At 56.7% G+C, this 26,309-nt stretch carries 23 protein-coding genes; 15 read left to right on the top strand and 8 right to left on the bottom strand.

Annotated elements, in window-relative coordinates; all coding sequences use genetic code 11:
- The first annotated feature begins 91 nt into the window (after positions 1-91).
- Genes GG681_RS14535 through GG681_RS14555 form a run of 5 tightly spaced genes read left to right on the top strand, consistent with a single transcriptional unit; the run spans position 92 to position 5,174 of the window.
- Positions 92-1,249 (top strand): aromatic ring-hydroxylating oxygenase subunit alpha, encoded by a 1,158-nt coding sequence (locus tag GG681_RS14535; RefSeq protein ID WP_153548753.1) that lies wholly within the window; start codon positions 92-94, stop codon positions 1,247-1,249.
- Positions 1,246-2,697, top strand: a complete 1,452-nt coding sequence (locus GG681_RS14540) for an aldehyde dehydrogenase family protein (RefSeq protein ID WP_153548754.1) — start codon at positions 1,246-1,248, stop codon at positions 2,695-2,697. Before GG681_RS14535 ends, GG681_RS14540 begins: the two co-directional genes overlap by 4 nt.
- A gap of 2 nt (positions 2,698-2,699) precedes the next feature.
- The gene (locus tag GG681_RS14545) at positions 2,700-2,939 is read left to right on the top strand and encodes a hypothetical protein (RefSeq protein ID WP_328593405.1); all 240 of its coding nucleotides are present in this window, start codon (positions 2,700-2,702) and stop codon (positions 2,937-2,939) included.
- A gap of 32 nt (positions 2,940-2,971) precedes the next feature.
- Positions 2,972-4,081, top strand: coding sequence for a mandelate racemase/muconate lactonizing enzyme family protein (locus tag GG681_RS14550; RefSeq protein WP_153548756.1), 1,110 nt, complete (start codon positions 2,972-2,974; stop codon positions 4,079-4,081).
- 4 nt (positions 4,082-4,085) lie between these two features.
- Entirely contained in the window at positions 4,086-5,174 is a 1,089-nt protein-coding gene (locus GG681_RS14555; RefSeq protein ID WP_235899981.1) for an alcohol dehydrogenase family protein, read from the top strand.
- Positions 5,175-5,200: 26 nt separating this feature from the next.
- On the opposite strand, the gene GG681_RS14560 is transcribed toward GG681_RS14555, so the two are convergent.
- Positions 5,201-6,241 (bottom strand): replication initiation protein, encoded by a 1,041-nt coding sequence (locus GG681_RS14560; RefSeq protein WP_153548757.1) that lies wholly within the window; start codon positions 6,239-6,241, stop codon positions 5,201-5,203.
- A 521-nt stretch (positions 6,242-6,762) separates the two neighbouring features.
- Here GG681_RS14560 and GG681_RS14565 point away from each other — a divergent pair.
- Positions 6,763-7,965 (top strand): AAA family ATPase, encoded by a 1,203-nt coding sequence (locus GG681_RS14565; protein ID WP_153548758.1) that lies wholly within the window; start codon positions 6,763-6,765, stop codon positions 7,963-7,965.
- Positions 7,962-8,969 carry a ParB/RepB/Spo0J family partition protein gene (locus tag GG681_RS14570; RefSeq protein WP_153548759.1) on the top strand — a complete coding sequence of 336 codons (1,008 nt, stop codon included), beginning with the start codon at positions 7,962-7,964 and terminating at the stop codon, positions 8,967-8,969. The genes GG681_RS14565 and GG681_RS14570 overlap by 4 nt, the downstream gene beginning before the upstream one ends.
- Before the next feature lie 282 nt (positions 8,970-9,251).
- On the opposite strand, the gene GG681_RS14575 is transcribed toward GG681_RS14570, so the two are convergent.
- From GG681_RS14575 to GG681_RS14600, 6 genes are all read right to left on the bottom strand, one after another.
- On the bottom strand, positions 9,252-10,304 hold the full coding sequence (locus GG681_RS14575) for a tyrosine-type recombinase/integrase (RefSeq protein ID WP_153548760.1): 1,053 nt from the start codon (positions 10,302-10,304) through the stop codon (positions 9,252-9,254).
- Positions 10,305-10,666: 362 nt separating this feature from the next.
- A complete protein-coding gene (gene modC / locus GG681_RS14580; RefSeq protein ID WP_153548761.1) occupies positions 10,667-11,743 on the bottom strand; it encodes a molybdenum ABC transporter ATP-binding protein in 1,077 nt (358 codons plus the stop codon).
- Positions 11,743-12,435 (bottom strand): molybdate ABC transporter permease subunit, encoded by a 693-nt coding sequence (gene modB, locus GG681_RS14585; protein ID WP_153548762.1) that lies wholly within the window; start codon positions 12,433-12,435, stop codon positions 11,743-11,745. The genes modC and modB overlap by 1 nt, the downstream gene beginning before the upstream one ends.
- A 1-nt stretch (position 12,436) precedes the next feature.
- A complete protein-coding gene (gene modA / locus GG681_RS14590; protein ID WP_235899982.1) occupies positions 12,437-13,246 on the bottom strand; it encodes a molybdate ABC transporter substrate-binding protein in 810 nt (269 codons plus the stop codon).
- 192 nt (positions 13,247-13,438) lie between these two features.
- Positions 13,439-14,002, bottom strand: a complete 564-nt coding sequence (locus tag GG681_RS14595; RefSeq protein WP_153548763.1) for a chemotaxis protein CheD — start codon at positions 14,000-14,002, stop codon at positions 13,439-13,441.
- Positions 14,003-14,026: 24 nt separating this feature from the next.
- The gene (locus tag GG681_RS14600) at positions 14,027-14,965 is read right to left on the bottom strand and encodes a CheB methylesterase domain-containing protein (protein WP_153548764.1); all 939 of its coding nucleotides are present in this window, start codon (positions 14,963-14,965) and stop codon (positions 14,027-14,029) included.
- A gap of 619 nt (positions 14,966-15,584) precedes the next feature.
- Between GG681_RS14600 and GG681_RS14605 the strand changes: the two genes are divergently transcribed.
- The 8 genes from GG681_RS14605 to GG681_RS14640 all read left to right on the top strand — a co-directional run bounded on the left by GG681_RS14605 (position 15,585) and on the right by GG681_RS14640 (position 22,500).
- Entirely contained in the window at positions 15,585-15,872 is a 288-nt protein-coding gene (locus tag GG681_RS14605; RefSeq protein WP_153548765.1) for an STAS domain-containing protein, read from the top strand.
- Positions 15,869-16,243 (top strand): response regulator, encoded by a 375-nt coding sequence (locus tag GG681_RS14610; RefSeq protein ID WP_153548766.1) that lies wholly within the window; start codon positions 15,869-15,871, stop codon positions 16,241-16,243. Before GG681_RS14605 ends, GG681_RS14610 begins: the two co-directional genes overlap by 4 nt.
- Before the next feature lies 1 nt (position 16,244).
- A complete protein-coding gene (locus tag GG681_RS14615; protein WP_153548767.1) occupies positions 16,245-18,350 on the top strand; it encodes a chemotaxis protein CheA in 2,106 nt (701 codons plus the stop codon).
- Between the two features lie 20 nt (positions 18,351-18,370).
- Positions 18,371-18,859, top strand: a complete 489-nt coding sequence (locus tag GG681_RS14620; RefSeq protein ID WP_153548768.1) for a chemotaxis protein CheW — start codon at positions 18,371-18,373, stop codon at positions 18,857-18,859.
- Entirely contained in the window at positions 18,856-19,713 is an 858-nt protein-coding gene (locus tag GG681_RS14625; RefSeq protein ID WP_153548769.1) for a CheR family methyltransferase, read from the top strand. Before GG681_RS14620 ends, GG681_RS14625 begins: the two co-directional genes overlap by 4 nt.
- Positions 19,714-19,743: 30 nt before the next feature.
- Positions 19,744-20,130: a response regulator gene (locus tag GG681_RS14630; protein ID WP_153548770.1), complete on the top strand. Its 387-nt coding sequence runs from the start codon at positions 19,744-19,746 to the stop codon at positions 20,128-20,130.
- A 2-nt stretch (positions 20,131-20,132) separates the two neighbouring features.
- Entirely contained in the window at positions 20,133-20,459 is a 327-nt protein-coding gene (locus tag GG681_RS14635) for a hypothetical protein (protein ID WP_153548771.1), read from the top strand.
- Positions 20,460-21,234: 775 nt separating this feature from the next.
- Positions 21,235-22,500 carry a nucleotide sugar dehydrogenase gene (locus GG681_RS14640; protein WP_153548772.1) on the top strand — a complete coding sequence of 422 codons (1,266 nt, stop codon included), beginning with the start codon at positions 21,235-21,237 and terminating at the stop codon, positions 22,498-22,500.
- Positions 22,501-22,533: 33 nt separating this feature from the next.
- Here the strand turns inward: GG681_RS14640 and GG681_RS14645 are convergent, their stop codons facing one another.
- Complete coding sequence (locus GG681_RS14645) at positions 22,534-26,292, bottom strand: PEP/pyruvate-binding domain-containing protein (RefSeq protein ID WP_235899984.1); 3,759 nt, start codon at positions 26,290-26,292, stop codon at positions 22,534-22,536.
- Between the last annotated feature and the right edge of the window lie 17 nt (positions 26,293-26,309).

Below are 26,309 nucleotides of genomic sequence, written 5' to 3' on the forward strand. Positions count from 1 at the left end.
TCAATTCAACCGTAAATGAGCTTTTTCGATATTGAGCGGTTTCACAAATATCTTTCATTAGGCGGGTGATACATCAGCCAGGGAAAGTTCGATGAACCAACACAGCTCCTTATCTTCTGTCCTGCGCGACGTGAATACGGCCAACGGGCTCCCCAACAACCATTACATCGATCCAGACACCTTTGCCGAAGAGCGTGACGCGGTGCTGTTTGCCAATTGGTCCGGCATTGGCTTTGGCAAAGACATCCCAACCGCCGGTGATGCAAAGCCCGTGGATTTCCTTGGCATGCCGCTGCTTTTGGTCCGCGATCGCACCGGTGAAATCGGCGTGTTTCAAAACACCTGCCGCCACCGGGGCATGATCCTGGTGGACAAGCCGCAAAAGATCCGCGGCGCGATCCGCTGCCCCTATCACAGCTGGTGTTACGGTCTGAACGGCGAATTGCGCACCGCCCCCCATGTGGGCGGCCCGGGCCAGAACACCCATGAAGATCTCGATTTCTCCAAACTGGGCCTTGTGCGCATCCGCTCCTACGTCTGGCGCGATGTGATCTTTGTCAATATCGACGGCAATGCACCCGAATTCGAAGAGGTCCACGGTGAGCTGATGCAGCGCTGGAAAGATTTCGACCAGCCGATGTATCACGGCGGCGAAGGTGCATCGGTCTATCTTGAGCTGAATTCAAACTGGAAACTGGCGGTGGAAAACTACTGCGAAAGCTACCACCTGCCCTGGGTTCACCCCGGCCTCAACAGCTATTCCCGCCTCGAAGATCACTACAATATCAACGAATTGGGCAAATACTCAGGTCAGGGCACCTATGTCTATCGCCAGTTCGAAGGCGAAAACGGCGAAAAGCTCAAAGACTTCGACGATCTCAGCGAACAATGGAACGAAGGCGCAGAATACATCGTGGTCTACCCCAACACATTGATGGGCGTGCAGCGCGACCACGGTTTTGCCTTCCTGATCGATCCGGTCAGCCACGAAAAATCCTGCGAACGCATTGAACTTTACTACGCGCAAAAACCCGAAGACAGCCCCGAACACGAACCCCTGCGCGCACAAAACGCAGCGCTGTGGAAAACCGTGTTCGAAGAAGACGTCTTTGTGGTCGAAGGCATGCAAAAAGGCCGCCACGGGGTGAAATTTGATGGCGGTCGGTTCTCGCCTGCGATGGATGGCCCGACCCATTGTTTCCACCATTGGGTTGCAACCCAAATCGAAAAGGGCCGCGCAGAAGGATGAGCGATTTTCTAAAGGACGGTCTGGCCCGAAACTACCTCGCAGGATCCTGGGTCGAAGGCGACGCAGGCGCCCATCTCGCCGTCGAAGACCCCGGCAACCTTGACCATGTCGCAGATTGCGCCAAGGCAGGCGAGGAGACCCTCGCCCATGCCCTGAACGCTGCGCGAACCTCGTTTGAACGCGGCGATCTTGCTGATATGGCCCCATCCGAACGCGCACGTCTTATGCTGCGCATCGCAGGTGAAATCCGCAATATCGCAGATGAGGGCGCGCTGCTGCTTTGCCGTGAAAGCGGCAAAACCCTAGACGCGGCGCGCGATGAATTTATCGAAGCCGCCCAGTATTTTGAATATTACGGCGGTGTCGCCGACAAGATCGAAGGCAAATCCATCCCGCTGGGGCCGGATTACGTTGATTACACCATCTACGAACCCTTTGGCGTGTCGGCCCAGATCGTGCCGTGGAATTTCCCGGTGTCCATCGCCGCGCGTTCGCTTGCGCCCTCGATGGCTGCGGGCAATTCCACCATCATCAAATCCCCCGAGCTGGACCCGCTTGCGCTGGCGATGTTGGGGGTTGCGCTCGACCGCGCCGAGGTGCCCGCAGGCTCAGTGTCAATCCTCAACGGGATTGGCGCAGATCTTGGCGCGCGTCTGGTGGCCAGCTCTGAGGTGGATCAGATCGTGTTCACAGGTTCGGTGCCCACCGGCCAGCATATTCTGAAATCCGCCGCTGATACGGTGACACCGGCGCTGATGGAACTGGGTGGAAAATCCGCCGCCGTGGTGTTTGATGACGCTGATCTCGACACGCTGATGACCAGCCTGCAAAGCGGCATTTTCTACAATGCCGGTCAGGTCTGTTCGGCGATGGCGCGGGTGCTGGTGCATCGCTCGATCTATGATCAGGCGGTGGAACGCGCCGCTGCGCTGGCCAATGGGCTCAGCGTCGGTCACGGGCGTGACAATCCCGAACACACGCCGCTGATCTCGGCCCATCAGCTTAATCAGGTGGAAACCATCACCCAGGCCGCGCGCCAAACCGGTGCCCGTGTGGCGGCCGGTGGCACCCGGCTTGATCGCGCCGGGCATTTTATGGCCCCCACCATTTTGGCCGATGTGGATCCAAACAGCCCGGTGGCACAGCGCGAAATCTTTGGCCCGGTCACCTGTTTCACCCCGTTTGACAGCGAAGCTGACGCCATTGCCCTGGCCAATGGCACCGAATTTGGTCTGGTCGCCGGTATTTTCACCCGCGATCTTGCCCGCGCCCATCGGGTGGCGCGCAAACTGCGTGCGGGTCAGGTTTTTGTAAACGAATGGTTCGCCGGCGGCATTTCCACCCCCTTTGGGGGCGTGGGCAAATCCGGCTTTGGCCGCGAAAAAGGGCTTGAGGCGCTTTATAACTACGTGCGCACCAAGAATATCGCGATTTCGCTGAAAGGCTGACCGTGGAGAGTGACACGCTTGATACCCAATTGCTGCAGGCACATGCGGACAACGATGTGCCTGCTCTGATGCGCCTTTATCACGAGGCCTTCAAACAGGCAGAGGCGCGCCAAGACCATGATGCCGCCTGTTTCTATCTCACCCATGCCTTTGTTTTTGCGCTCGAATATGGCGCACCCGAGGCAGATGAGCTCAATCGTCAACTTGTTGAACGTGGCCGCGCCCATCGCCTGACGTTTTAACTGTCCCCCGGCACACCCATTGCGAGACACAGATGAAAATCACCGAAATCCATATCTACGCCCACGATCTCCCGGTTGAAAACGGCCCCTACACCATGGCCAGCGGTGCGGTCTGGGCGCTTGATACCACGTTGGTGAAACTGGTGTCTTCCACCGGTCATGTGGGCTGGGGCGAAACTTGCCCGATCGGCCCCACCTATGCCGAGGCCCACGCCGACGGCGCGCGCGCCGCGCTGAACCTGCTGGCCAAAAGTCTGATCGGCAGCGATATCACCCCCGGCCAACTGCGCCGCAAGATGGACAGCCTGCTTACCGGGCACAATTACGCCAAAGCGGCGCTTGATATTGCTGCTTATGATCTTTTTGGCAAAACGCTTGGGGTCAATGTTGCTGATCTGCTCGGCGGGGCCGAAACCAATCGCGTGCCCTCTTATTACGCGACTGGTGTGGGCGCGCCCGATGATATTGCCCGCCTTGCACGTGAAAAACACGACGAAGGCTACCCCCGCCTGCAAATCAAGGTCGGCGGCCGCCCGGTGGAGATTGACATCGAAACCATCACCAAAGTCTGGGAAGTGGTCAAAGACACCGGTATGCGGCTCGCCGTAGATGGCAACCGCGGCTGGACCACCCGCGACGCCCTGCGCGTCAGCCGCGAGCTGCCCCATATCCCCTTTGTGATGGAACAGCCCTGTAACACCTATCAGGATCTGGAAAAAATCCGCCCGCAGGTCAATCACGGCATCTATATGGATGAAAACAGCGTTGATCTGAACACGGTGATTTCCGCCGTGGGCACCGATCTGGTGGATGGTTTTGGCATGAAAGTCACCCGTATCGGCGGCCTCACCCCAATGCGCAGCTTCCGCGACATCTGCGAAGCGCGCAACATTCCCCACACCTGCGATGACAGCTGGGGCGGTGATATTATTGCCGCCGCCTGCACCCAGATCGGCGCAACCGTCAAACCCGACCTCTGCGAAGGGGTCTGGCTTGCAGCCCCTTACATCATAGGCAATTATGATCCTGAAAACGGCGTCAAAATCATCGACGGCCATATCAACCGCCCCACCGGCCCCGGCCTTGGCGTCACCCCCGATGAAAGCCGCTTTGGCGCACCGATTGCATCATTCGGAGGCTAACGCCATGATCCCTGAAACCATGAAAGCGGTGCTGCTCACCGGTCACGGCGGGTTTGATAAGCTGGAATTTCGCAAAGATGTTGCCACGCCCCAACCTGCCGCAGGCGAAGTGCTGATCCGCGTCGCCGCCGCAGGTGTGAACAACACAGATATCAACACCCGCATCGGCTGGTACTCCAAGGCGGTGACCACAGATACCGAAACCGGCGGGGCCGCAGGTTTTGACAGTGTTGATAATGATGATGCCAGCTGGTCTGGCGTGCCGCTCAGCTTTCCACGTATTCAGGGTGCGGATGTCTGCGGCCATATCGTAGCGGTGGGGGCAGATGTCGATCCCACCCGCATCGGTGAACGGGTGATCGTACGCAATATGCTGCGCAGCTATGTGGATTACCGCCCCTTTGAATGCTGGACCATCGGCAGCGAATGCGATGGCGGTTTTGCCCAATATTGCAAGGCCCCGGCGCGCGAAACCCATGCGGTCAACTGTGACTGGTCCGATGCGGAACTTGCCGCCATCCCCTGCGCCTATTCCACCGCCGAAGGCATGTTGCACCGCGCCAATCTGGGGGCGGAAACCGTGCTGATCACCGGCGCGTCCGGCGGGGTTGGCTCTGCCGCGGTGCAGCTCGCCAAACGGCGCGGCGCCACGGTGATTGCGCTGTGTTCCGCTAGCAAAATCAATGAGGTCAAAGGGCTTGGCGCCGATCGCATTCTTGATCGCAACGCAGATCTTGTGGCCGAGCTGGGCAAGGGATCGGTTGATGTGGTGGTGGATCTGGTTGCAGGCCCGCAATGGCCCGCCCTGCTTGAAGTGCTGCGCCAGGGCGGCCGTTACGCCACCGCCGGTGCCATTGCCGGGCCAATCTGCGAAATCGACATCCGCACGCTGTATCTCAAGGATCTCACCCTGTTTGGCTGCACCTTTCAGGACGACATCGTGTTTGAAAACCTTGTGCGCTACATCGAGGCTGGTGAAATCCGCCCCAAAGTCGCCGCCACCTACCCGCTCGAGGATATCGCCCGCGCCCAGGAAGATTTCCTAGCGAAAAAACACACCGGCCAGCTGGTGCTGCTGCCACCGCAGGACTAATCACAGCCCCCCATCTCGAAGCTGTTTCAGATCGGGTTGCGCTCGGCAAATTTGCGGAAAAACGCCAAAAACGCCTTATCAGGGTCTTTGGGCGCGTCTTTATCCTGCGCCCAGGCCCGCCATTCAGACTCTACATGATAGATGTCATAGCCGGGAAATCGCAGCTTGGCGGTTTCATAGGTTTCGGTGCGCAACGCTTCCCCTGCCCGCGCGAGCCAGGCCGGACGTGGCTTCACTTCAGCAACCTGCGCCACTTCCACCACCGCTTCCACCCGGCCCTCACGGCGCGCCTTGCGGCCCACTTTGGAATACTCCAGCTCACGATCGACCGCCGATTGCCCTTCGGCATTTTTGCGCGTCCAGGCCAGCACAACCCCCGCCACCCGCCGCCCTTCTTTGTAGGGCGTGATCGACACGTTGTAATCTGACAGCACATTCACCTCTTCAACGGCGGGTTTCAGCGCCCTCAGCTGCAGGTTCGACCAGGTGGTCAGCTTGCCCTTGGGCACCCCCAGAATGCCGCGTAGCTCCTCAAGGGTGAATTTATCCGAGGATTTGAACCGCAGATTGCCGCGCTTTTGCACCATCTCATAGAGCGTCAGCGCATATTTCGACGACAGGGCAAACATCACCTCTTTTTGCAGCCGCGCAAACACGGTGGAGTTTTTGATAATCCGCCGCAGCGCCCGCGGGATCTCATAATAGAGCATCCCATCAGGCTGTTCTAATTCGATGTTGCCACCCAAAAGCTGCACCCGTTCAATCGCCGGTTCGCCATCTTTCAGCACCGACACTTTCACAATCGCCCGCATCAGGCGTTCAACCGATTCCCCAATGCGATCGTTGGAATTATGCGTGCCCCGCAGCGTCGCCTTTGACACATGATGCACCACCGGTTTGTCGATCTCATCCCAGGCGTGTTCCAGCATCAGGTTGTAAATGCGCCGATCATTCAGCGTCAGCGGCGTAACCTCCACCAGATCCACCAATTCACCGGGTTTGATCAGCGAGTCCGCATTTGGTTTTGCATCCAAACTGCTATAGGGTTTCTTGGTCTCTTCCGCCATTTGTGACGCTTACATCCAACTCTTACTTTTTGTACGTTTCGTTGTAAGAAAAAATCCAGCGGGGGTCAAATCTTTCGCGCCCTCTCTCAAGAAGGCACCCAAAATGTAAGTTTAAAACCCGTCACGGGCGGCAAGTGTAAGCGCCAGCGAGACGCCAAATGAATCAAAACAAAGGGTTTTTTAGACCCTGATACCACCCCATCCGAATCGTAAGCTTTTCCCACCCAATCCGTAAGAGTTGCCATCCCAATCTGTAAGTTTTACCACCCGATATGTAAGGTTAAGCGGTAAAATACTATATCTTTCAATCAGATAGCTCCTACGAACACTTGAACCAAAAGAATCAGAACAAGCCGTTCAAGGCACAGATACCCTCATAAATGTCACCCCACAGAGCGATTTCCACGAATCGCGCCATATCTTTGTTGCGGTGGCGGGTAATTTTTGAAAAAACTCTATTATCAAAAGCAGTTTTGCCTTTTCAGCGAAACAGAGCAAAAAATCAAAAATTGTGAGGCACAATGGCCGATCCAATTCTCCCACCCATCTCTCTGGATGATCTGGAGATCCTCTCCAACCGTGCAACCTCTGTCATTGATCGCCTGCGCGATCAGGTCTTTGCCCCCGGCACTCAGAAATCGCTGGATGTCAGGTTCAATGTTCGCACCGCCGCGCAAATGGTCGGCCGTTCGGAAACCTTGATCCGTGATGCTGAGAAAGAAGGCCGTTTGCCGGAACCGGAAAAGGACGAAAAAACCGGACGGCGCAAAGGCTACGCGTTGCATGAGATCAACAACATGCGCGAGATCTTTGGCACCCTGCCCCATCGCGCCTCTGATGATGATGCTTTGGTGCTGGCGGTGCAAAACTTCAAAGGTGGTGTTGGTAAATCCACCCTGGTCACCCATCTGTCGCAATATCTGGCGCTGCAGGGCTACCGCGTCTGTGTGATCGATTGCGACAGCCAGGCTTCGACCACCTCTATCTTTGGGCTCAACCCTGATATCGACATCGACGAAGACGAAGAGACGCTTTATCCCTTCTTCCGTCATGGCGGCCCGCAGGATCTGCGCTATGCGCTGCGTGCCACCTATTGGCCCGGCATCGCGATGATCGCCGCCAACCTTGGTCTTTATGATGCGGAATATGAACTGGCCGGCCGGATGGCTCGCGAAAGCGGTTTTGTGCTGGATCGCCTGCGCGAAGGTATCAATTCGATCCGCGACCATTTTGATATTATCCTGCTGGATCCGCCGCCCGCACTGGGGATGATTTCGCTGTCAGTGCTGCGTGCGGCTGACTCGATATTAGTCCCTACTCCCCCCAATAATGTCGATTTTGGCTCGACTGTGCACTTCCTCAAAATGATGACAAGCACCCTGACAGAACTGGAAAGCGTGGGGGGTACGCATGGTTATAAGTTTGTTAAGATCCTTGCGACCAAAATGAATGACAGCAAGTCGGCGCATGTGGCCATCAAACGGATGATGGATGCGGTTTTTGCCGGTGACATGCTGCAATCCGTGCTCAAAGATTCTGCTGAAATCGACAATGCCACCGCCAATTTGCAAACGGTCTATGAGCTGACCGGCGCGGGCGTGCGCAGTGAAACCCACAAACGGTGCCGGGCCTATCTGGATTCAATCGGACGCGAAGTTGAGATTCTGATGCGCAAGACCTGGCCCAGCCAACGCGAAGCACTCAGCCGGGAGGGGCTGCTATGACCAAGAAACACGATGCAATTTTTGACGCCGTTCTCAGCGGTATTGGCGGCGACGAACGCGCACCCAAAAAGGATCGCAGCGCGGGCCGGTTTCTCAAACGCGGCAATGCCATTGGCGACAAGGTCAGCGGTGATGTGGATGAAAAAACCCTGCAATGGGTCGATCCTGAACGCTGCAAAATGTGGGATCGCCACAACCGCAACTATGATCTGCTGACGCCGGAAAACTGCGCCGATCTGATCGAAGGCATTCAGCAGCAGGGCAAACAGGAATTCCCTGCCGTAGTGCGCCGGGTTGAAGGCACGCCTGAGTTCGAAGTGATCTGCGGTGCGCGCCGCCACTATGCGATTTCCTGGCTGCGCGCCAACAATTACCCGCAGTATAAATATCTCGTCGAAGTACGGGATATGACGGATGAAGAGGCGTTTCGCCTCGCCGATATTGAAAACCGCGACCGGGCTGACATTTCCGACTATGAACGCGCCTGTGACTATGCCGCCGCGGTAAAGCTTTATTATGGTGGCAAACAGAAAACCATGGCGCAGCGCTTGCAGGTGTCTGAGGCCTGGCTGTCGCGCTATCTGTTTTTGGCCAAACTGCCCGAAGAAATCGTACACGCCTACCCGTCCCCCAATGACATCAAAGAGCTGCATGCGCGCACGTTGAAACCGTTCCTGGCCCAGGCCGCATCGCGTGAAGAAATGCTGGAACGCGCCGAGTGGCTGTCTTCGATGCGCGCGGTTGGCGCCACGACCGAGGGCATGCCGTGGAATGATGCGGGCAAAGTTCTGGCTGAGCTGAAACGCGCGGGCCAAGGCAAGGCGATCAAACGCACGCCCAAACCGTCGGTCAAACACACCTATAGCGCCAAGGGCACCAGCCATAATATCACCCGCACCGACAAAGGTGGCCGCATCCATCTGGAGATCGACAAAGAGATCCCAGAAAAAGACCTGCGCAAATTGCTGGATAAATTCCTGATGGACCGCGCCGAAGGGCTCTGAAAAATTGCCAATTGGCAATTTCTGGCAAAACTGTTGTTTTTCAGGATGTTAATCTGAAGTTGCCGATTTTGAACCGGGAAAGTGGCAATTGCCAGCCAAAACAGGGGCATCGCATCAGCGGTGCCCTTTTTTAGTGGCGTGGCGGGGGATGAAACTCACTGATGGGGGGGACACATCTGCGGCGTGATCGTCGCGGGCGGCGTATTTCGGGCAGGGCGATGGAGTCTTTTGCGCCGTCTTTTGGGTAGACGTTCAGTCAGCGCCGCGCTGTTGGGCTGATCATCAAAGTCGCGAATGCTTGACCCGTGTGAGCCGTAAACGCGCCGGGGGGCGTGGGGCCCGGTCATAGGTTTCGTCCAGCGCGCGCTCTTGGGCTGCGCGGGTGGCAACCTCGGCAGCGGTGTTCGACCCGGCGCGCAAGGACCGGCTGGAGAACAGCGCCAGCCGGTCTTTTTCAGGAATGTCGGCGCGGATCCCCGATTTTAACACAGTGGTTTTGATCAGGCGGGCGATGTGTTTGTCATTGAGCCGTGCGCCTTGTACCCCCGAATTATCCCGCAACACCCGACGGAAAACGGGGCCGCGCGCAATACCGGAAAACTGCAACCAGTGTTCCAGCGCCCGGATGGGGCAGCTGTGTTCTGAGGATCCCGGTGCGATCTCGGTCTCTGTCCAGCCGGTCTTGGTACGTTGGACAATCATCGCGTGGCCATCCTCCCATTCGATCCAGCCGCGGCCATCCTCGGTGTCGCCTTGGCGCGCATCAAGGTTGACGATCGCAGAGCGGCGCAGATCTCCGGCGTAGCCCAACAGCAGGATCGCTTTGTCGCGGGCACCGCGCAGATCGGAGGAAAGGGTGGCGACCATCGCGCGCAGCTCATCTGGTGTGAGCGGCTGTTTCTGCTGCGACGTGCCCGCGTGGTTGTTGCGGATCTGCTCCAGCGCTGTGGTGATATGAGGATCTTTGCGATCAAGATGCTGCCCGCGTTGGTGATAGGTCTTGGCCAATCCGGACAGACGCCGCGCTATCGTCGCAGGCGCAAGGGTGCCATCACACGGCGCGGCCATTTCAACGATGTAAGATCCAACCAGAGCGGGATCAGGCGGGAAGGGATCAGCGCCATGTCGAAGGCACCAGCTGGAAAAGTGGTTCCAGTCGCTGGCGTAGGCTCTGTTGGTGGTTTGGCTGATGGGTCCTGCGGTGTTTTTGACGGAACCTTTGATTGAACCTTCTGACGTCACTGCGCCAGCATCAGCGCGGGCTGGTTGCGTGGCCTCAACACCGGGCGCATCAAACGCGCGGGGGCTTGTGGGGTTTTTGGGTGGGTGCGCCATGGAGGGGGATTTTATCCATTATGTCCGATAATGCAATATTATCGGACATAATGAGGGAATGTAGGCGAGGCGGGGTGAGATAGCGATTTTTGCCTGCACATCGCGCGTTTCGCACAAGGATCTGGCGGGTGGTGTGGGGCAGGGGGCTACATTGGCTCTGCAGACAGAGCGGGAGACTTCGCGACGAATGTCAGTCGGCGGATCAGTGTCTAATAGGCGTCTTTGGGAGCATCCGCAGCCAATAGGGACGTTCTGCGCGTGGCAGGAACAAAAGGGCAGGGGGCATTGTGCCAGATGTCGTCACAGGTCGCTGCGGCAGGTGGGTTCAGATCAGCAGCGTCCCTGCACGTGCTGAACGGGCATCAGCTGATCTTGCCAGCAGAAATCGCCACGGATTTGATGATGGCATAGATCTCTTCTCCGGCGGTGATGGCCAGGCGATCAAGGCTGCGTTTGGTGATTTCGGCAAACAGCTGTTCTGTTCCGTTTTGCAATACAACAACCGCTTTGTGGTTGGCACCCGGGTGCACGGCGGACACGCGGGTTTTTAACACGTTGAGCGCAGAGATTTCTTGTGGGGCGTGGCGTGCCAGGATCACGTCTTGCGCCGCGATCTGAAGGTGCACCTGCGTGCCAACGGGCACTGAGAGTTGCTGAACAAATATAGGTTGCCCCCCAACCCGCAATGCCGTCAGCCCATCGTGATCATGCGCGTCGACCATTGCTGTCAAAACCGCCCTGGCGGGGTGGTCTGCGTCTGAGCACAGCTGGGCGCTGCCAAAGACCGTGTCAAACGAGCCTTGTTTCAGCACCTTGCCCTTGGACACAGCAACAACGGATGTCGCCAGTCGCGCGACCTCGGTCTGGGAGTGGCTGACATAGAGGATCGGCACCGACAGGGTGTCGCGCAGCTGCTCGAAATAGGGCAGGATTTCCATCTTGCGGCTCTGATCAAGGGCGGCCAGCGGTTCATCCGCGATGAGCAGATCCGGATCCGACAATAAGGCCCTGCCGATGGCGACCCGTTGTTTTTCCCCGCCCGACAGATGTGCGGGGTGACGGGTCAGGCTGTGTTCCAGCCCCAGCATGGCGATGATATCGTCATAGGACTGGCGCGTCTTGCGAGCACGGGCAAACCGGCGCCCATAGCGCAGGTTCTGCTCTACCGACAAATGCGGCAGCAGCCGCGCGTCTTGGAAGATATAGCCAATGCGCCGCTGATGCGGGGGCAGCCAGATGCTGCGATCGCTGTCGCATAGGATACGATCGCCAATGCGCAGCTCGGCCCAATCCGGCCGCAACAGCCCGGCCGTAATATTGGCAATTGTTGTCTTGCCCGAGCCAGAGGGGCCAAACAGCGCGGTGACACCGGCATGGGCCTCAAGGTCGATATCCAGGGCGAGGTTGGGCAGCTGGTGGCGCATTGCGATTTTCAGCATCAGAGCCCATCCAATCTGCGTTGCATGCGGCGGGCAAAGACTTCGGAGAGAAACAGCGCCAAGAGCGCAATCAGCACCGACAGCAGCACCATGCGCCCGACGCTTGCCTCAGCCCCGGGGACTTGCAGCAGCGCATAGATTGCCGAGGGGATCGTTTGTGTTTGCCCCGGAATATTGCCAACAAATGTGATGGTTGCGCCAAATTCACCCAGTGCCTTGGCAAAGGCCAAAATGCCCCCCGTCAGCAGGCCCGGCAGCATCAAGGGCAGCGTCACCGTGGTAAATACCCGCACGGGCGAGGCCCCCAATGTGGCGGCGGCCTGCTCAAGGCGTTGATCCACCGCTTCCAGCGACAGGCGCAGCGCCCGGAGCATCAAGGGAAAGGCCATGACCGCAGCGGCAAGGGCTGCGCCGCTCCAGCGAAAGGCCAGTACAATTCCGAGCTCTTTCAGATGCTGGCCAATGAAACCCTGGGTGCCAAAGACCACAAGCAACAGATAGCCGGTGACCACAGGGGGCAAAATCAGCGGCAGATGGGCCAGGCCGTTTACAATTGCTTTGCCCGGAAATTCCCACCGCACCAGCGCATAGGCGGTGAACAGGGCAACAGGCGCCATAAAGAGCGTGGCCCAAAAGGCGACTTTGGCGGATAGGAAAACGGCCTGCCATTCTGCGGGACCAAGAAACCCCATGTTATTGCTCCTCGGTGAACAGCGGCACAAACCCGTGGTGGCGCAAGGCGGCCCGTGCCGTTTCAGAGCGCAGGAACGTCAAAACCTGTTCTGCCTGTTCAGAGCCGGTGACAGCGGCGGCAGGGTACAGGATGGGGCTGTGGGTGTTTTCCGGAAACAGCCCCACCAGATCAATATCCGGGTTTTTATGGGCGTCGCTTGCATAGACGATACCCAGCCCCAGCTCACCCCGTGCCACCAATCGCACCGCAGCGCGCACATTATCCAGCTGCACGACATGTGGCGCAAGCTCGTGCCACAGGCCCAACGCCTCCAGCGCTTCTTTGCCGTATTGGCCCGCAGGCACCGCATGGACCAATCCCATGGCGATCTTTTGCTGTTTCTGCGTGGCCAAAACGCGGCGCAGATCCCTAGAGCCGGTTTCAAGCGTCTTGGCCGCGACCAGTGCAAGCCGGTTGCGCACAAGATCAAAACGGCTGTTGGGGTCAATGGCCCCCTGTGCTGCCAGATGATCCATCCAGCTTTGATTGGCTGAAATAAACACATCCGCAGGCGCGCCCAATTGTATCTGGCGCGCGATCAACGCGGATCCTGCATAGCTGAGTATCAGCGGGTTGCCGGTTTTGGTTTCATAGTGGGGCGCGAGCTCATCCAAGACCGGCTTTAAGCTGGATGCGGCAAAAACAGTGACCGGCTCTGCCCCGGCGTGGCTGGGCAAACTGGCCCCAATGCAGCCCCAGAGCATATATATCGCGGCCCCGAGCATAAGGCGCAGATGCGCGAAAAATGAAACAGCAAGTCGTTTGATCATATCAGGCCAACACCGATGACGTTCGGATATGGGTGCGGCATTCAACCATCCAAGTCAATCGGGATGCCAAAATGGTGAGATCTGTTTCCAGCTGCTGGCTCCCCGTTTTCGGGTGCAGGCAGGGAGCATATGGTAAAGATGCCCATCCAACGGGTGGACAGGCATCTGTATTTTTTGCTGCAAAATTGAAGGTCAGAACAGCATAACGTCGCCCGTTCCCGCCGCAGGCTTGGGTGCGGCAGGTGGGGGAGGGGCGGCGGCCGCCCGCTCGATCTTGTCGAGGGTTTGATCATTTTGCACATGGGTTTGCTGCGCCGCGCCGGAGACCGGGTGAAACCGCACCCGCCGTGCCGATGTTCCACCCACGCTGGAGGAGATACAGGGGATGCCTTCGTCGCGCAGGAAGCTTTGGATGAAGGCAGTGTTTTTTGCGCCGATATCCGAAAGGTTCACCGACATCTTTGCGCCGCCAAACACTTTGGCCTGAAGATTGCGCCGTTGGGCACCCTTCTTCATGATGCCATTGATCAGCAGCTCCATTGCATGCACGCCATAGCGCGCGCTGGCAGCCCCGGCACCATTGGAATGGGCCAACAGGAAATGGTTCATACCGCCGACGCCGTTTTGGTCGTCATAGACACAGGCCGCGATACACGAGCCCAAGACCGTAGACAGCACAACACTTGGATCCGTTGTGACGCGGTACTCGCCCTGAAGGACAGTCACCGTTTTCTTATTTGTGAATACACTGCTCAAAGCGGTTTTCCTTCCAAGGTTCTATTATGTTTTGCACGCCTGCAGCAACGCGCCGGCCATACGTGCAAGAGAGACTTGTTTCTGGGCACCGCCGTTTTCCCATGCAACACGTGGCATGCCGTAAACGACCGAGCTTTGTTTATCCTGGGCAAAGGTTGTGGCCCCGGCATTGCGCAGATCCAAAAGGCCTTTTGCACCATCTTGCCCCATGCCTGTCAGGATGGCGGCGACAACGTCTTTGGCAAAGGGCACGGCTGAGGAAAACAGCGCATCCACCGAGGGCATATGGCCCGAGATGGGTGGACCTTCTTTCAATCGGGTTCGAAGCGGTTTGCGCTGCGACATGCCGAAATGGCGCGTTTGGCCCGCCGCAACATAGACGTGCCCGTGTTCAATCGGGCGGTTATCATCTGCGGCAACCACTTTGGCCGGGCAGATCCGATCAAGCAGCGAGACCAGCCCCTGACCAAAGTTTTTACCAGTATGCTGTACGATCAATGTGGGAGGGCAATCGGTTGGAAAGCCAACCAAGACACTGCGCAGGGCTTCGACGCCTCCGGTTGAGGAGCCGATCAGAATCATCTTGTTGGATTTGGGCGCGCTTGGCTGCGCGCTTGGACGGCCACGCGTTTGTGGTGCATTCTTGCGCGGCGCCTTCACCATCATGTCGAAATATTGAATGAACTGGCGCGGGCTGTCAGATTTTGTCAGTTCAAAAATACCGGCCCCAACATTGAGCAGCGGTGAGGCACGACGCGCAGGAGCTGCGTTCATATCATCCATCACCGAAACCCAGCGAATATCCAAGGCGTTGAACAGTGCGAGCATCATTTCAAACTCAGCGAGTTTGGTGAACCCATCTTCCACAAAGGCAAATTTAGGCTGCCCCGCCTCGGCCTGATTGTAGGCCATCATCAAATTGTTTGCCAGCAGCACCTGCATGCCTGGATACGCGGCTTCCATGCTGGCTTGCAACGCGCGTGCGAATATTCGGTCTGTGGTAATGATCAAAACGCTAGAGGACGGCAATGCAGCACCTTTACCTTAATTCGACCATTGGTCGAGTGTATTTCTTAAATAGGGTTTAGGTCGTTCAAACGTCATACACCCCAATGGAGCCAGTATTCATATGAAAGTATTGCCGAAGGGTTTCTAAGGGCGTGAAAATGGCACCAAAGATATAAAACACAGGCCTTAAAATCCCTAAACATTGAAGCTTTGCTGGTTAGATTGTTCCTACACAGCCAGTGAAACAAGGAAGATCGATCCATGCGCGGTCTGTGCCAAAATATGTATTTTCTATGCGCATTATAATGTCGAAACTCGGCAGGAGAAGAATGCGGCCCCCATCAATAAGTCCGAAGTGGTGAAAAGCGGGCAGTTTTCGGCGCGTCGTTATGAATGCATACAAATACAGCCCGCGCGCATTTGATAAAAAAGCGAATTATTCAAAAGCTCGGTCAATACCCAAAAAGGGCTATTGAGCCTTGGGTGCGGCAATCAATTATTAAGGCCCTTGCCGTAGAAATCTCCTATCGCAAGTCAAATCTGTCGCCAACAACGGGGGTGTGAATCGCTGGATATGTCGATGGAAACACAAAAGTTCCCTTTGGATTTACCAAATCCGTACACTGAGCTCGATCCTCTGATCAATTTCCTTCGGGGAGCTCAATCACAAGCTGTCGAGATCGACTGCGGAGGTGTGAAAATCATGCCTTCCCGTGGATTGCAGCTTCTGCTCAGCGCCGAACAGCAATGGCGTTCCGAGGGGCTTGGTTTTGCCGTGAAAAACATCGGTGAAAGCTGCCGCAAATCCCTGACACTGCTGGGCTTAGAACCCGCCCGATTTGAAGACGAGGAAACAGCATGAAGACCAAAGTTCTGGCAATCGACGATTCCCGTACTATCCGGAATCTGCTTGCGGCCGCATTGGAAGAGGCCGGGTTCGAGTACCACAGCGCGGTAGATGGCCGCGAAGGTGTCGACAAATATCCCAGCGTGGCACCGGATGTGGTGATCACCGATATCAACATGCCCAACCTTGATGGCTTTGGCGTGATCGAAGAGCTGCGCGGCGACAAGATCAATTCCAAGGTTCCGATTCTGGTTCTGACCACGGAAAGCGCGCCTGAGCTGAAGGCCCGTGCCCGCGATGCAGGTGCAACTGGCTGGATCACCAAGCCGTTTGACGATCAGTCGCTGATTTTTGCGCTGAAGCGCGTTACAGGAGCAGCTGCATAAGATGTCCGGGTCGATTCAAGATACATTCTTTGAGGAGTGTGAAGACCTCCTCGAAGCGATGGACGAGGGTCTGACCGCCATTGAAGGTGGCGAACAAGACCCGGAGGTGGTGAACGCGGTGTTTCGGGCTGTCCACTCCATCAAAGGCGGCGCGGGTGCGTTTGGTCTCGATGAACTGGTGGCTTTTGCCCATAAATTCGAAACCGTGTTTGACGAGTTGCGCAGCGGTAAGCTGCAGTTTGATGGTGAGCTGATCCAGCTTTTGCTGCGCTCCAGCGACCATCTTGCGGATCTCGTCGCCACAGCGCGTGATGGCGGTAGCACCGATGAGGCACACCACAATGTGCTGATCGAGGCGCTGCTCAAATACATTCCGGAAGAGGAAGAAGATCTCACGTTTGAACCCATGGGTCTGGGTGGTGCTTTTGCGCCTGCTCCGCTGATGGATGAATCAGAAAAAACCTACGAGATCCGCTTCCATCCGCTCAAGGAAATGTATGGCACGGGCAATGAACCGTTTTTTCTGTTTCAGGCACTTTCTGAACTTGGTGAACTTGAGATCACGCTGAACGATAGCGAGTTGCCCGGTTTTGACAGCATTGATGTTTCCGAGAGCTATCTCTCCTGGGATCTCAAGCTGGTCAGTTCCGAACCACGTTCTTCTATTGAATCGGTGTTTGAATTTGTCGAGGGGCTCTGTGAATTGACTATTTCATCTGATTCCGACGTCGAAGACGACGCCAATGCTCTGGCTGCTCTGAATGCGGCGTTTGGCACCGATGATGCAGCTGATGCATCGCCGGAGGCACCCGCCCCTTTTGAGCCACCGGTCCCCGCAGCAGAAGCTACCCCTTCGGCCCCGGTCGAAGAAAAGGCAGCTGCTCCCAAGGCAGAGACCGCCAAATCTGAGCAACGAGGCCCAAAGCCTACGCTCCGTGTCGATCTTGAGCGGGTAGACCGGTTGATCAATGCCGTGGGAGAACTGATTATCAACCACTCCATGTTGGCACAACAAATTGCCAACCTGGATGCGGGGGATGTCCGTGACGTAGAAACGGAACTCGAAGGGTTTAAAAACCTCGCCCGTGATATTCAGGAAGGGGTGATGTCTATTCGCGCCCAACCTGTAAAGCCGCTGTTTCAGCGGATGGCGCGGATCGTGCGCGAAGCCTCTTCGGCAACCGGTAAAACCGCCAAACTGGTAACCGAAGGCGAAGCAACCGAGGTCGACAAGACAGTGATCGAGCGCTTGTCGGACCCGCTGACCCACATCTTGCGCAATGCAGTGGATCACGGTGTTGAAAAACCTGACGATCGCGAAGCCGCTGGCAAAGATCGCACCGGCGAAATCCGTCTGACAGCCTCACACCGGTCTGGCAGCGTTTGCATCGAGATCAAAGACGACGGCGCGGGTGTTAATCGCACGCGGGTGAAACAGATCGCGATCGAAAAAGGCCTGATCCCGGAAAACGCCGAGCTGTCAGATTCTGAGATCGACAACCTGTTGTTTATGCCGGGTTTCTCGACCGCTAAAGAGGTTTCAAACCTCTCAGGTCGTGGCGTGGGTATGGATGTTGTGAAAAATGCGGTGACCGGTCTGGGGGGGCGCATCAATATCTCCTCCACTCCCGGTCAGGGCTCAACATTCACCATCATTCTTCCGCTTACTCTTGCGGTGATGGATGGCATGGTCGTGTCGGTTGCAGATCAGACCATGGTGGTTCCGATCACATCTATTGTCGAAACCATGCGTGGCAGCGACGATATGATCAACAACCTGGGCGCTGATGGCACCTTGTTGTCGATCCGCGGGAACTTTGTTCCGATCTGCGATGTGGCTGGCGCGCTTGGTCTGCGGCACAACTACGATCAGCCTCCGGGCGTCTATCTCTTGGTTGAGACGGAAACCGGTGAGCGCAGCGCCTTGGCGGTGGATGACATCTTTGATCAGCGTCAGGTCGTCATCAAAAGCCTCGACGGTGTCTGTGGAAACATTCCCGGCGTCGCTGCAGCAACCATCCTGGGTGACGGTAAAATCGCCATGATCCTTGATCCCGAAAGCATCATTGCGGCATCGCCTGCAGCTGCGGCTGCGGTGGGCTTCTGATATAAAGCGGAGAAAAAGCAATGCAATCGCAAGCTGAAGTTAAACAGTCTGACCATGAGGTCAAACATACCCAATACAGTGAGTTTGTCAGCTTTTCGGTGGCAGGCCAGGCTTTCTGTCTGAAAATCACCCAGATCCGCGAAATCCGGCGATGGTCCCCTGTTACCATTCTGCCCCATGCACCGTCTGATGTGCTGGGCGTGATGAACCTGCGGGGAGCGGTTATTCCGATCTATGATCTGTCCGCACGATTTGGGCTGCATCAGACCGAAGCAACCGAGCGTAACGTGGTCATCGTTGTTGCCGTTCACGGCAAACAGGTTGGTCTGTTGGCAGAATCGGTGTCCGAGATCATTTCGATCAACCCGGAAGAAATCCAAGACACGCCGCAGGTCGATAGCCGCAACACCATGGAATACATTCAGGGCATCATTTCCCACAATGAGACCATGGTGCGGATCATCAATCTCGACGCTGTTATCACTGCTCCGGAACAGGTGCTCCATTGACAATAGCAAGCCCCATTGATCCAAAAGGTCAGGAGTTCGCCCTGACCGATGCCGACTTTGAGGTCGTGGCTCAATATGCGCACAAGCATTTTGGGCTTGCGATGTCGAGCAGCAAAAAACCTTTGGTCTCTTCCCGCCTGGCGCGGCGTCTCCGTCACTTGAAAATCAATCGTTTCAAGGACTACATCGCCCAGCTGGAAGGCCCCAATGCCGGTGCTGAACGCAATGAGTTACTGTCACTTTTGACCACAAATGTGACCCATTTCTTTCGCGAACCGCACCATTTTGACACGCTGCGCGATGAGGTCTTCCAGCCTGCGCTCGACAAGGTGCGCCGCGGCGGGCGTCTGCGGGTTTGGTCGGCGGGATGTTCCACCGGGCAAGAGCCCTATTCGATTGCGATGCTGCTGAAATCCATGTGCCCGGATGCGGACAAGTTGGATGCAAAAATTCTCGGCACCGACATTGACCCGGTTGTGGTGCGCAAGGCCCAGGCGGCGCAATATCCCACCGATGAGCTGTCTCAGCTCCCGCGGGAATATAAGCCAAGCGATATGAGCGGCGACACCATCCCATCCAGTGTCACCTCTCTGGTCACCTTTGGCACGCTGAACCTGATCGAACCGTTCCCGTTCAAAGGCAAGTTCGACGCGATTTTCTGTCGCAACGTGGCGATCTATTTCGACACTCCAACGCAGCAGAAGGTCTGGAGTGCATTCCAACGCGCCCTCAATCCGGGCGGGTATCTTTTCATCGGTCATTCCGAACGGATGTCTGGGCCCGCATCAGCCCATTTCAAGACCGCGGGTATTACGACCTACATCAACACGGCTGCCGGTGGGGCATCTGAGTAGCCAGTAAAAACGAGCAAACGAGGAAGAAACATGAGCCTGAAAGACCAATTGAGAGTGATGGTTGTCGATGACATGTCCACCAGCCGTGGGATCCTGACCCAATGTCTGGATGAATTGGGCATCAGCAACTATATGGTTGAAAACAATGGACAATCAGCCTATGAAAAGCTGACAACAACGCCAGTCCACCTGGTGCTGTCAGATTACAACATGCCGGGTATGGATGGTCTGGGTCTGCTGAAAGCGCTGCGCGAGCATCGCGTGACCCAACGCGTCGGCTTTATCCTGGTGACGGGTAAACCAACCCCCGAGGTCATTGAGGTTGGCAAGAAATTTGGCTTGAACAATATCATTCGCAAGCCATTTACGGTGGCCACGATGAAGCAAGCCATCGAACAAGTTGTAGGTCGCCTGTAAACATGGCTGATCCAGAGAACGCCATCGACGATCTATGTGCTGTATCAGCACGTGAGATGCGCCAGCTTCAGCAAAAAGTGCAGGTGCTTGAAGATGTCGTGCTGACTGTCTTTGAGCGTGGCACCAAGCCAAACAGCCAGGAAATCCGCGCGTTACAGGATTTTGACCTTGTGTCCCAAACTCTGGATGGGATGTCGACGTTCTTTGAAACGTTGCGCACGCAAAGCGCAAAAACCGGTGCAGCGGATATCACGCAGGCCAGCGAAAGCGTAAACCTAGAAAAGCTGCGTCACCGACTGAGCGATCTAAGCTCCCCGGCTGACGTCTAACACAAAGCCCCGCACAAAAGGCGGGGCTTTTACACGACCGCTCGGATCTGGGCTCAAGTCCGAGCGCGTTGGAGCACTACAGTTGAGCATCGTGCCAAAGCGTCATTTTCTGCCATCGCAGAAAATGCGGGTTTTCTGATTGCTTATGCGTGTCTCTGGTGTTGTCCCTTTGGCGGAAACACCAGAGATACCGACGGATAGAAGGCGGTATAGGTTGTCGATCCGTGAGCGTTGTTTACATCAAAGGTTTTGAAACACGCGGAAAATGGCGGTTTTCAATCCTGTTTGAGCAACGCGTTGAAAATCACATGTTACTGCCTGTTTGAATGTTCCAGCCCGCGCCGAGCCTTGCCCCCGTTGCACGGGTGCAATGTTTTGCGAGGGGGCAACAGTTTTGCAGGGCGATGGCAGTGCAATGTGATTTTGACCAGACCGTGCTATTGGGGGCGATGGCTCCGGTTTTGTAGCCAGAGCGGGCGGATTGGGTTCTGGGTGATTTGCCAACAGATGTTCGGCAGCGGTGCTTGTTTCTTGAAACCGAAACCACCTGTGGTTTGGGTCGCGCCGATGATGGGCTTGGCCGATCCTATGCACCCTTTTGGCGGGCCCAGAAACCAGCGGGGTGAACATCCATTTCAAAGCCTGCGCCTGATCTGCCAGATGTGAGCGGGCGGATGAAATTGATGATCTGGTGATTGCGGCCTGAGATTACTATTTTAATGCCGGAGCACAGCTGCCATTGAGGCGGCTAAGAAGCATCGCCAAAGGATAGATCATGTCAGATCGGATTGCAGTCATTGGGTTGGGATATGTTGGCTTACCGCTGGCGGTGGCATTTGGCCAGAAACTGCCCACGCTTGGCTTTGACATTGACGCGGGCCGCGTCGCGGCGCTGCGTGCGGGCCGCGATGACACCCGTGAGATTTCCGAACACGAACTGGCACAGGCCGATCAGCTGCAGATCAGCAATGCGCCAACAGATCTGGCCGCCTGCACAATCTATATCATCACGGTGCCAACACCGGTGGATGAGAGCCACCGGCCGGATCTTGGCCCGTTGAAAGCGGCGACGCAGACCGTGGCGGCTGTGCTGAAAGCGGGTGATCTGGTGATCTATGAATCCACGGTTTATCCCGGCGCAACCGAGGAAGACTGCGTGCCGCTGCTGGAACAGGGCTCTGGGCTTGTTTTTAATCAAGATTTCCATGTTGGCTACAGCCCCGAGCGGATCAATCCGGGCGACAAAAACCGGCGGCTGGCGGATGTAGTGAAAGTCACGTCAGGTTCGACACCTGCGGTCGCGGATCGTGTTGATGCGCTGTATCGGCGTATCGTGACGGCGGGCACCCATAAGGCCGAAAGCATCCGGGTGGCCGAAGCGGCGAAGGTAATCGAAAACAGCCAACGTGATATCAATATTGCGCTGATCAATGAGCTGGCGATGATTTTCAACCGCATGGGAATTGACACAGAAGCGGTGCTGAAGGCCGCGGGCAGCAAGTGGAATTTCCTCAATTTCCGCCCTGGTCTGGTGGGCGGCCACTGTATTGGTGTGGATCCGTATTACCTGACCCATAAGGCGGAATCGCTGGGCTATCATCCTGATATTTTGCTTGCGGGGCGGCGGCTGAATGATGGGATGGGCACCTATGTGGCGCAGCAGATGATCAAGGCGATGATGCAGAAAGGCTGCGCGGGCCCGGATGCGCGGGTTCTGGTTATGGGTCTGACCTTTAAGGAAAACTGCCCGGATCTGCGCAATACGCGGGTGATTGATGTGATCCGCGGGATCGAAGGGTTTGGCGTTCAGGTTGATGTGTTTGATCCCGAAGCGGATGCCAAAACAGCCGCCGACGAGCTGGGGATCGAGCTGCTGCAAGAGGTGCCCGAGGGGGTGTATGGCGGGGTTGTGCTGGCGGTTGCACATGATGCGTTCAAATCACTGAGCGAGGCAGACATCCGCGCCTATGGGCGCGACAACATGGTGCTGTATGATTTGAAATATGTTCTGCCGGAAGGGCAGTCCGATCTGAGACTTTAAATGAAAACGGGGGGCCTTGGCCCCCCGCAGTGTTTAGGCGATTTGAACCGCTGGGGTTTTTGCATCCTCAGCCTGGATGCTGCCGTCTTCTGCCACCGTGACCAGCTGGCCCGGATAGAGGCTGCGCAGCCCTTTGCAAGATACCAGCATCAGCTTGTTCTTTTCGCGGGCAACAATCGACATATGGCTGAGCCAGCCGCCCACTTCGCTGATCACCGCGCCTGCGCTTAGCACCTGTGGCAACCAAGCGGGGTGGATCATTTTGCACACCATGATGTCACCCTCGCGGAAGCCCTGGAACAGCGTGTCCACATCACTGCCGTCATCGGCAAAGTCATCTGAAACGATAAAGACACGCCCGGTGACCGTGCCACCCCCGGCAACACAGGTGCCGCCCAGGCTGCCATCGCCCGCAGTTGCCGCCGCGCCCAGCGACAGCAATTCGATGTCACGCAGGGTGATCGAGACCTCGGATGGTGACAGCTTGCGGCGCAGCTCTTCTTTGGATTTGCGCGCGGTGGTCAGATCGGTCAGCTGCTCGTTCTCGTTCCAATCCGCGTCAAGGATTTCATCCAGGGTGAGGAAGAACAACAGATCTTCGAGACCGGTCTGCTGACCCAAGGCAACAAGGGCCTGGCGCAGCTCAGCGAGAAGGCGCAGCGCTTCGTGTTTTGCCTGTTCTTTCAGATCCTGGAAGGCCAGGGCCAGATCCAGAGTGTCTTGCAGTTCGGCGGGCACGTCTTTTGGCAGCGCCGGGGTTCCGTGCATCGACGAGATCGGGCTTTGCAGCAGGTTTTGCAACAAAGAGGGAGCCTCAGCGTAGCGGGGCGCGCTCAGCTCATAGTCGAACATGGAGCGATGTCCCATCACCGCAAGCGCGGCCTTTTTATCCCCTTTGCAGCGGGCCAGCATGCTGGCGGGCGCATGGGGCGTTTCGGCCTGGAGCAGGTAGCTGCGCAGGCTGGTATCACCTGCGGTTGCCGCCTGTGCTTCGCTCATGGTGAAGCTGGCAAGAATGTTGATCTTTTCGGCTTCGACGTAGATGTCCTGCACAAATTCATCGCGCAGTTTTGTGATTGTTTTCAACAGCTCAGCACGTGGCAGGGCCGTGTAATCAAGCGCCTGCCAATAGGCGAGTTCTGTGTGGAAGTTCGGCAGAATTTCCGTTTTGAACTGCTTCAGATAGGGGCTTGCGCGTTTGCGCAGCTGCTTGGCCTGGCTGGCAGAAAGCGCCAGTGCCATGTAGGATTTGATCTTGCGATCCACAAAGGTTTTGCCAAAGAGGTTCACCAGATGGCTGCCGGGCTCTTCCTTGAGCTTGTAGGGCACAGACAATGCGCGGCAGGCCTGATCCAGGCTGCCACCGGGCGCCCAGACATGCGTCATCAGATCAAAGGAGAGCGGCGTGGGGCGGGGCAGAACTTCGGACATTTCATCCTGTTCCAGCACCACCTCATCCGGGTCACACTCACCAAACCGGCCGAGGATATCGCGCCATTCGGCGCTGCGCTGTTTCTGTTCCGCGGTGCCAAGCGACAAAGTGGTGATGTCGCGGCTTTGCAGAATGCGGAACTGGCCGTTTTCATAAGCCCATTCAACATCTTGCGGCGTGTCAAACAGGGTTTCGATCTGACGGCCCATGTCGAGGAGCGCGCTAAAGTCTGGCAGATCGCCTTCGGCGTCAGAAACCATCTGGCCCGAGAAGCGACCAAACCGGGCAACTTTGGGGGTGACGCGGCCAGATACCAGCGCCTCGCCGTTGCCTTCGACCCATTCGATCATGGTCATACCCGGTGCAAGCGGATCTTGCGTGAACAAAACGCCCGCAATTTCCGCATCAACCATTTCCTGAACCAAAACATTGGCCTGGCCGATGTCACCGTCTTTTTCATAGCTTTGGCTACGGGCTGAGGTGAAGCTTTCATGCACGTGGTTCAGCGCAGAGAGCATGCTGTCGCCGGTGACATCCAAAACCGAGTCAAACACACCTGCAAAGCTTTGATCGGCCCCATCTTCGTTGCTGGCAGAGCTGCGCACGGCGCTGGGTTTTTCACCCATTTCTTTCCAGATGGTACGGGCAAAGGCTTCTTTGCCCTGTTCAGGCAGCTGGGCGAGATGATCAAGCGCCGGTCCTTTGACAACAACACCGTTTGGCACTGGCAGGCCCGCGTTTTTCAACACGGACAGACGCAGGGCTTTGTTGCCCGCTTCGGACAAGGCGGCGGTGTCGTTCAGCGCGTGCACGTTTTGCGGCAGTTTTGGCGCCGCAAGCGCGCGAGTGCGTGCTTTTGCGGATTTGGTTGCGTTGTTCCACATGCCAACCACATAGGCGCGTTGGGCCAAAAGCAACGTCAGGCTGAAGCACAGGTAGGCATTGGCGGCAAAGTTCAGTCCAACAACCATGGCAAAGATAATCGGCAGACCCAGCCCCATCCAAAGCATCTTTTGGCGACGTGTCTTTGCAATGGCCCAGAGAAGATAAACGCCTGCCAGTGCGGTAAAGACAATCGGGGTGATGTAGTAGGGATCAGCTGCGCCAATGTCTTTGGCCCATAGGAACGGCACGGCGAGCGCTTGCGCCGCTTGACCCGCGGCAGAGACGCCCAGCATCATGATCGGCAGGAACGCCAGCGCCAGCATATTGCGCATGGGTGTCAGGCCCTTATCCGCATAAAAGGCCTGAATGGCGCGGGCTTTGCGCACCGGATCAGCAGAAAGGCGCGCTTTTAGCTCTTTGAGCTCATCTTTGGTGGCGGCGGTGATCAGCTGGTCGCGCTCGGATTTCAGGGCGATGGGCAGCACCAGCAGGCGCGTGACCAGGGACAGCGCAAACAGGCCAATCAGGATATGCGCGTTATTGTGGCTCCAGACCAGTGCGGCTGCCAGCGCGGCGATGGCTTTGTCCCACAGGCCCTGGTTTTGATCGGCGAGCCATTCTTTCACATGTGCCTTGGGTTTTGAGGGAACGTAGAATTCCCAAGGCAGCGTATAGCGACCCTGAAAATCGATGCCCTGACGCGAAAGTTCAAGCCCCAATGCCTGACCCATAAAGCAGCTGCGACGGTCATAACAGGCTGCAACGGTTGGTTTTTTCTGCAGCTTGTCGATGCTGGCCTGCAGGTCGGTTGAGGTCATGGCCCGGATCGGGATATTGACTGCGCCGGGCAGGTGGCCGCTGGCGAAATCACCAGGGTAGCGGGTGTCGATGATTTGCAGATCACCGGCGTTGTACAGATCCGTGAATTCAGCGGTGTTCAGCAGGCGATCCTTATTGGGGTATTCCGGCAAGGAGCGCAGATCCGAGAGCGAGCGCACGGTTTCATCGCTGAAGGTGCGGCCTTCGACAATCCATTTTTCCAGACCACCGGTGATAAAGCGGCAATCAATGCCCAGTTTTGCCAGTTCTGCACAGGTTTCCGAGCTGCGGTTGCCATTGTGGCAGAACAAAACAACCTGCTCACCGGGGGCAACAGGCACGGATTGGCGGAAATCCGGGAACCGCACGTGTTCGGAACCGGGCAGCGTGCCCATTTCCCGCTCACCGGTTTCGCGTACGTCAAAGAAGCGGGTGTTGCCAGCAGCCAGCAGCGCGGCAGCCTCTGCGGTTGAAATCCCCTGAGGGTGTTCAAGCTGCGCGTTATAGCTGGTTTCTTTCAGGCTTTCATCTTTGATCTCGGTGCCAGCGAACTGTGCGGGACGCAGCAAAGTTGCCTGTAAACGCTGTTGATTTTGCGTTTTTGCGTTGCTGTATTGCCAATAGTTACCGATAACCAATGCAAGGACTGCCAGCATAAGGCCCGCAATCAATT

This window comes from Tritonibacter aquimaris (genome assembly GCF_009617595.1).
Taxonomy (GTDB): Bacteria; Pseudomonadota; Alphaproteobacteria; order Rhodobacterales; family Rhodobacteraceae; genus Epibacterium; species Epibacterium aquimaris.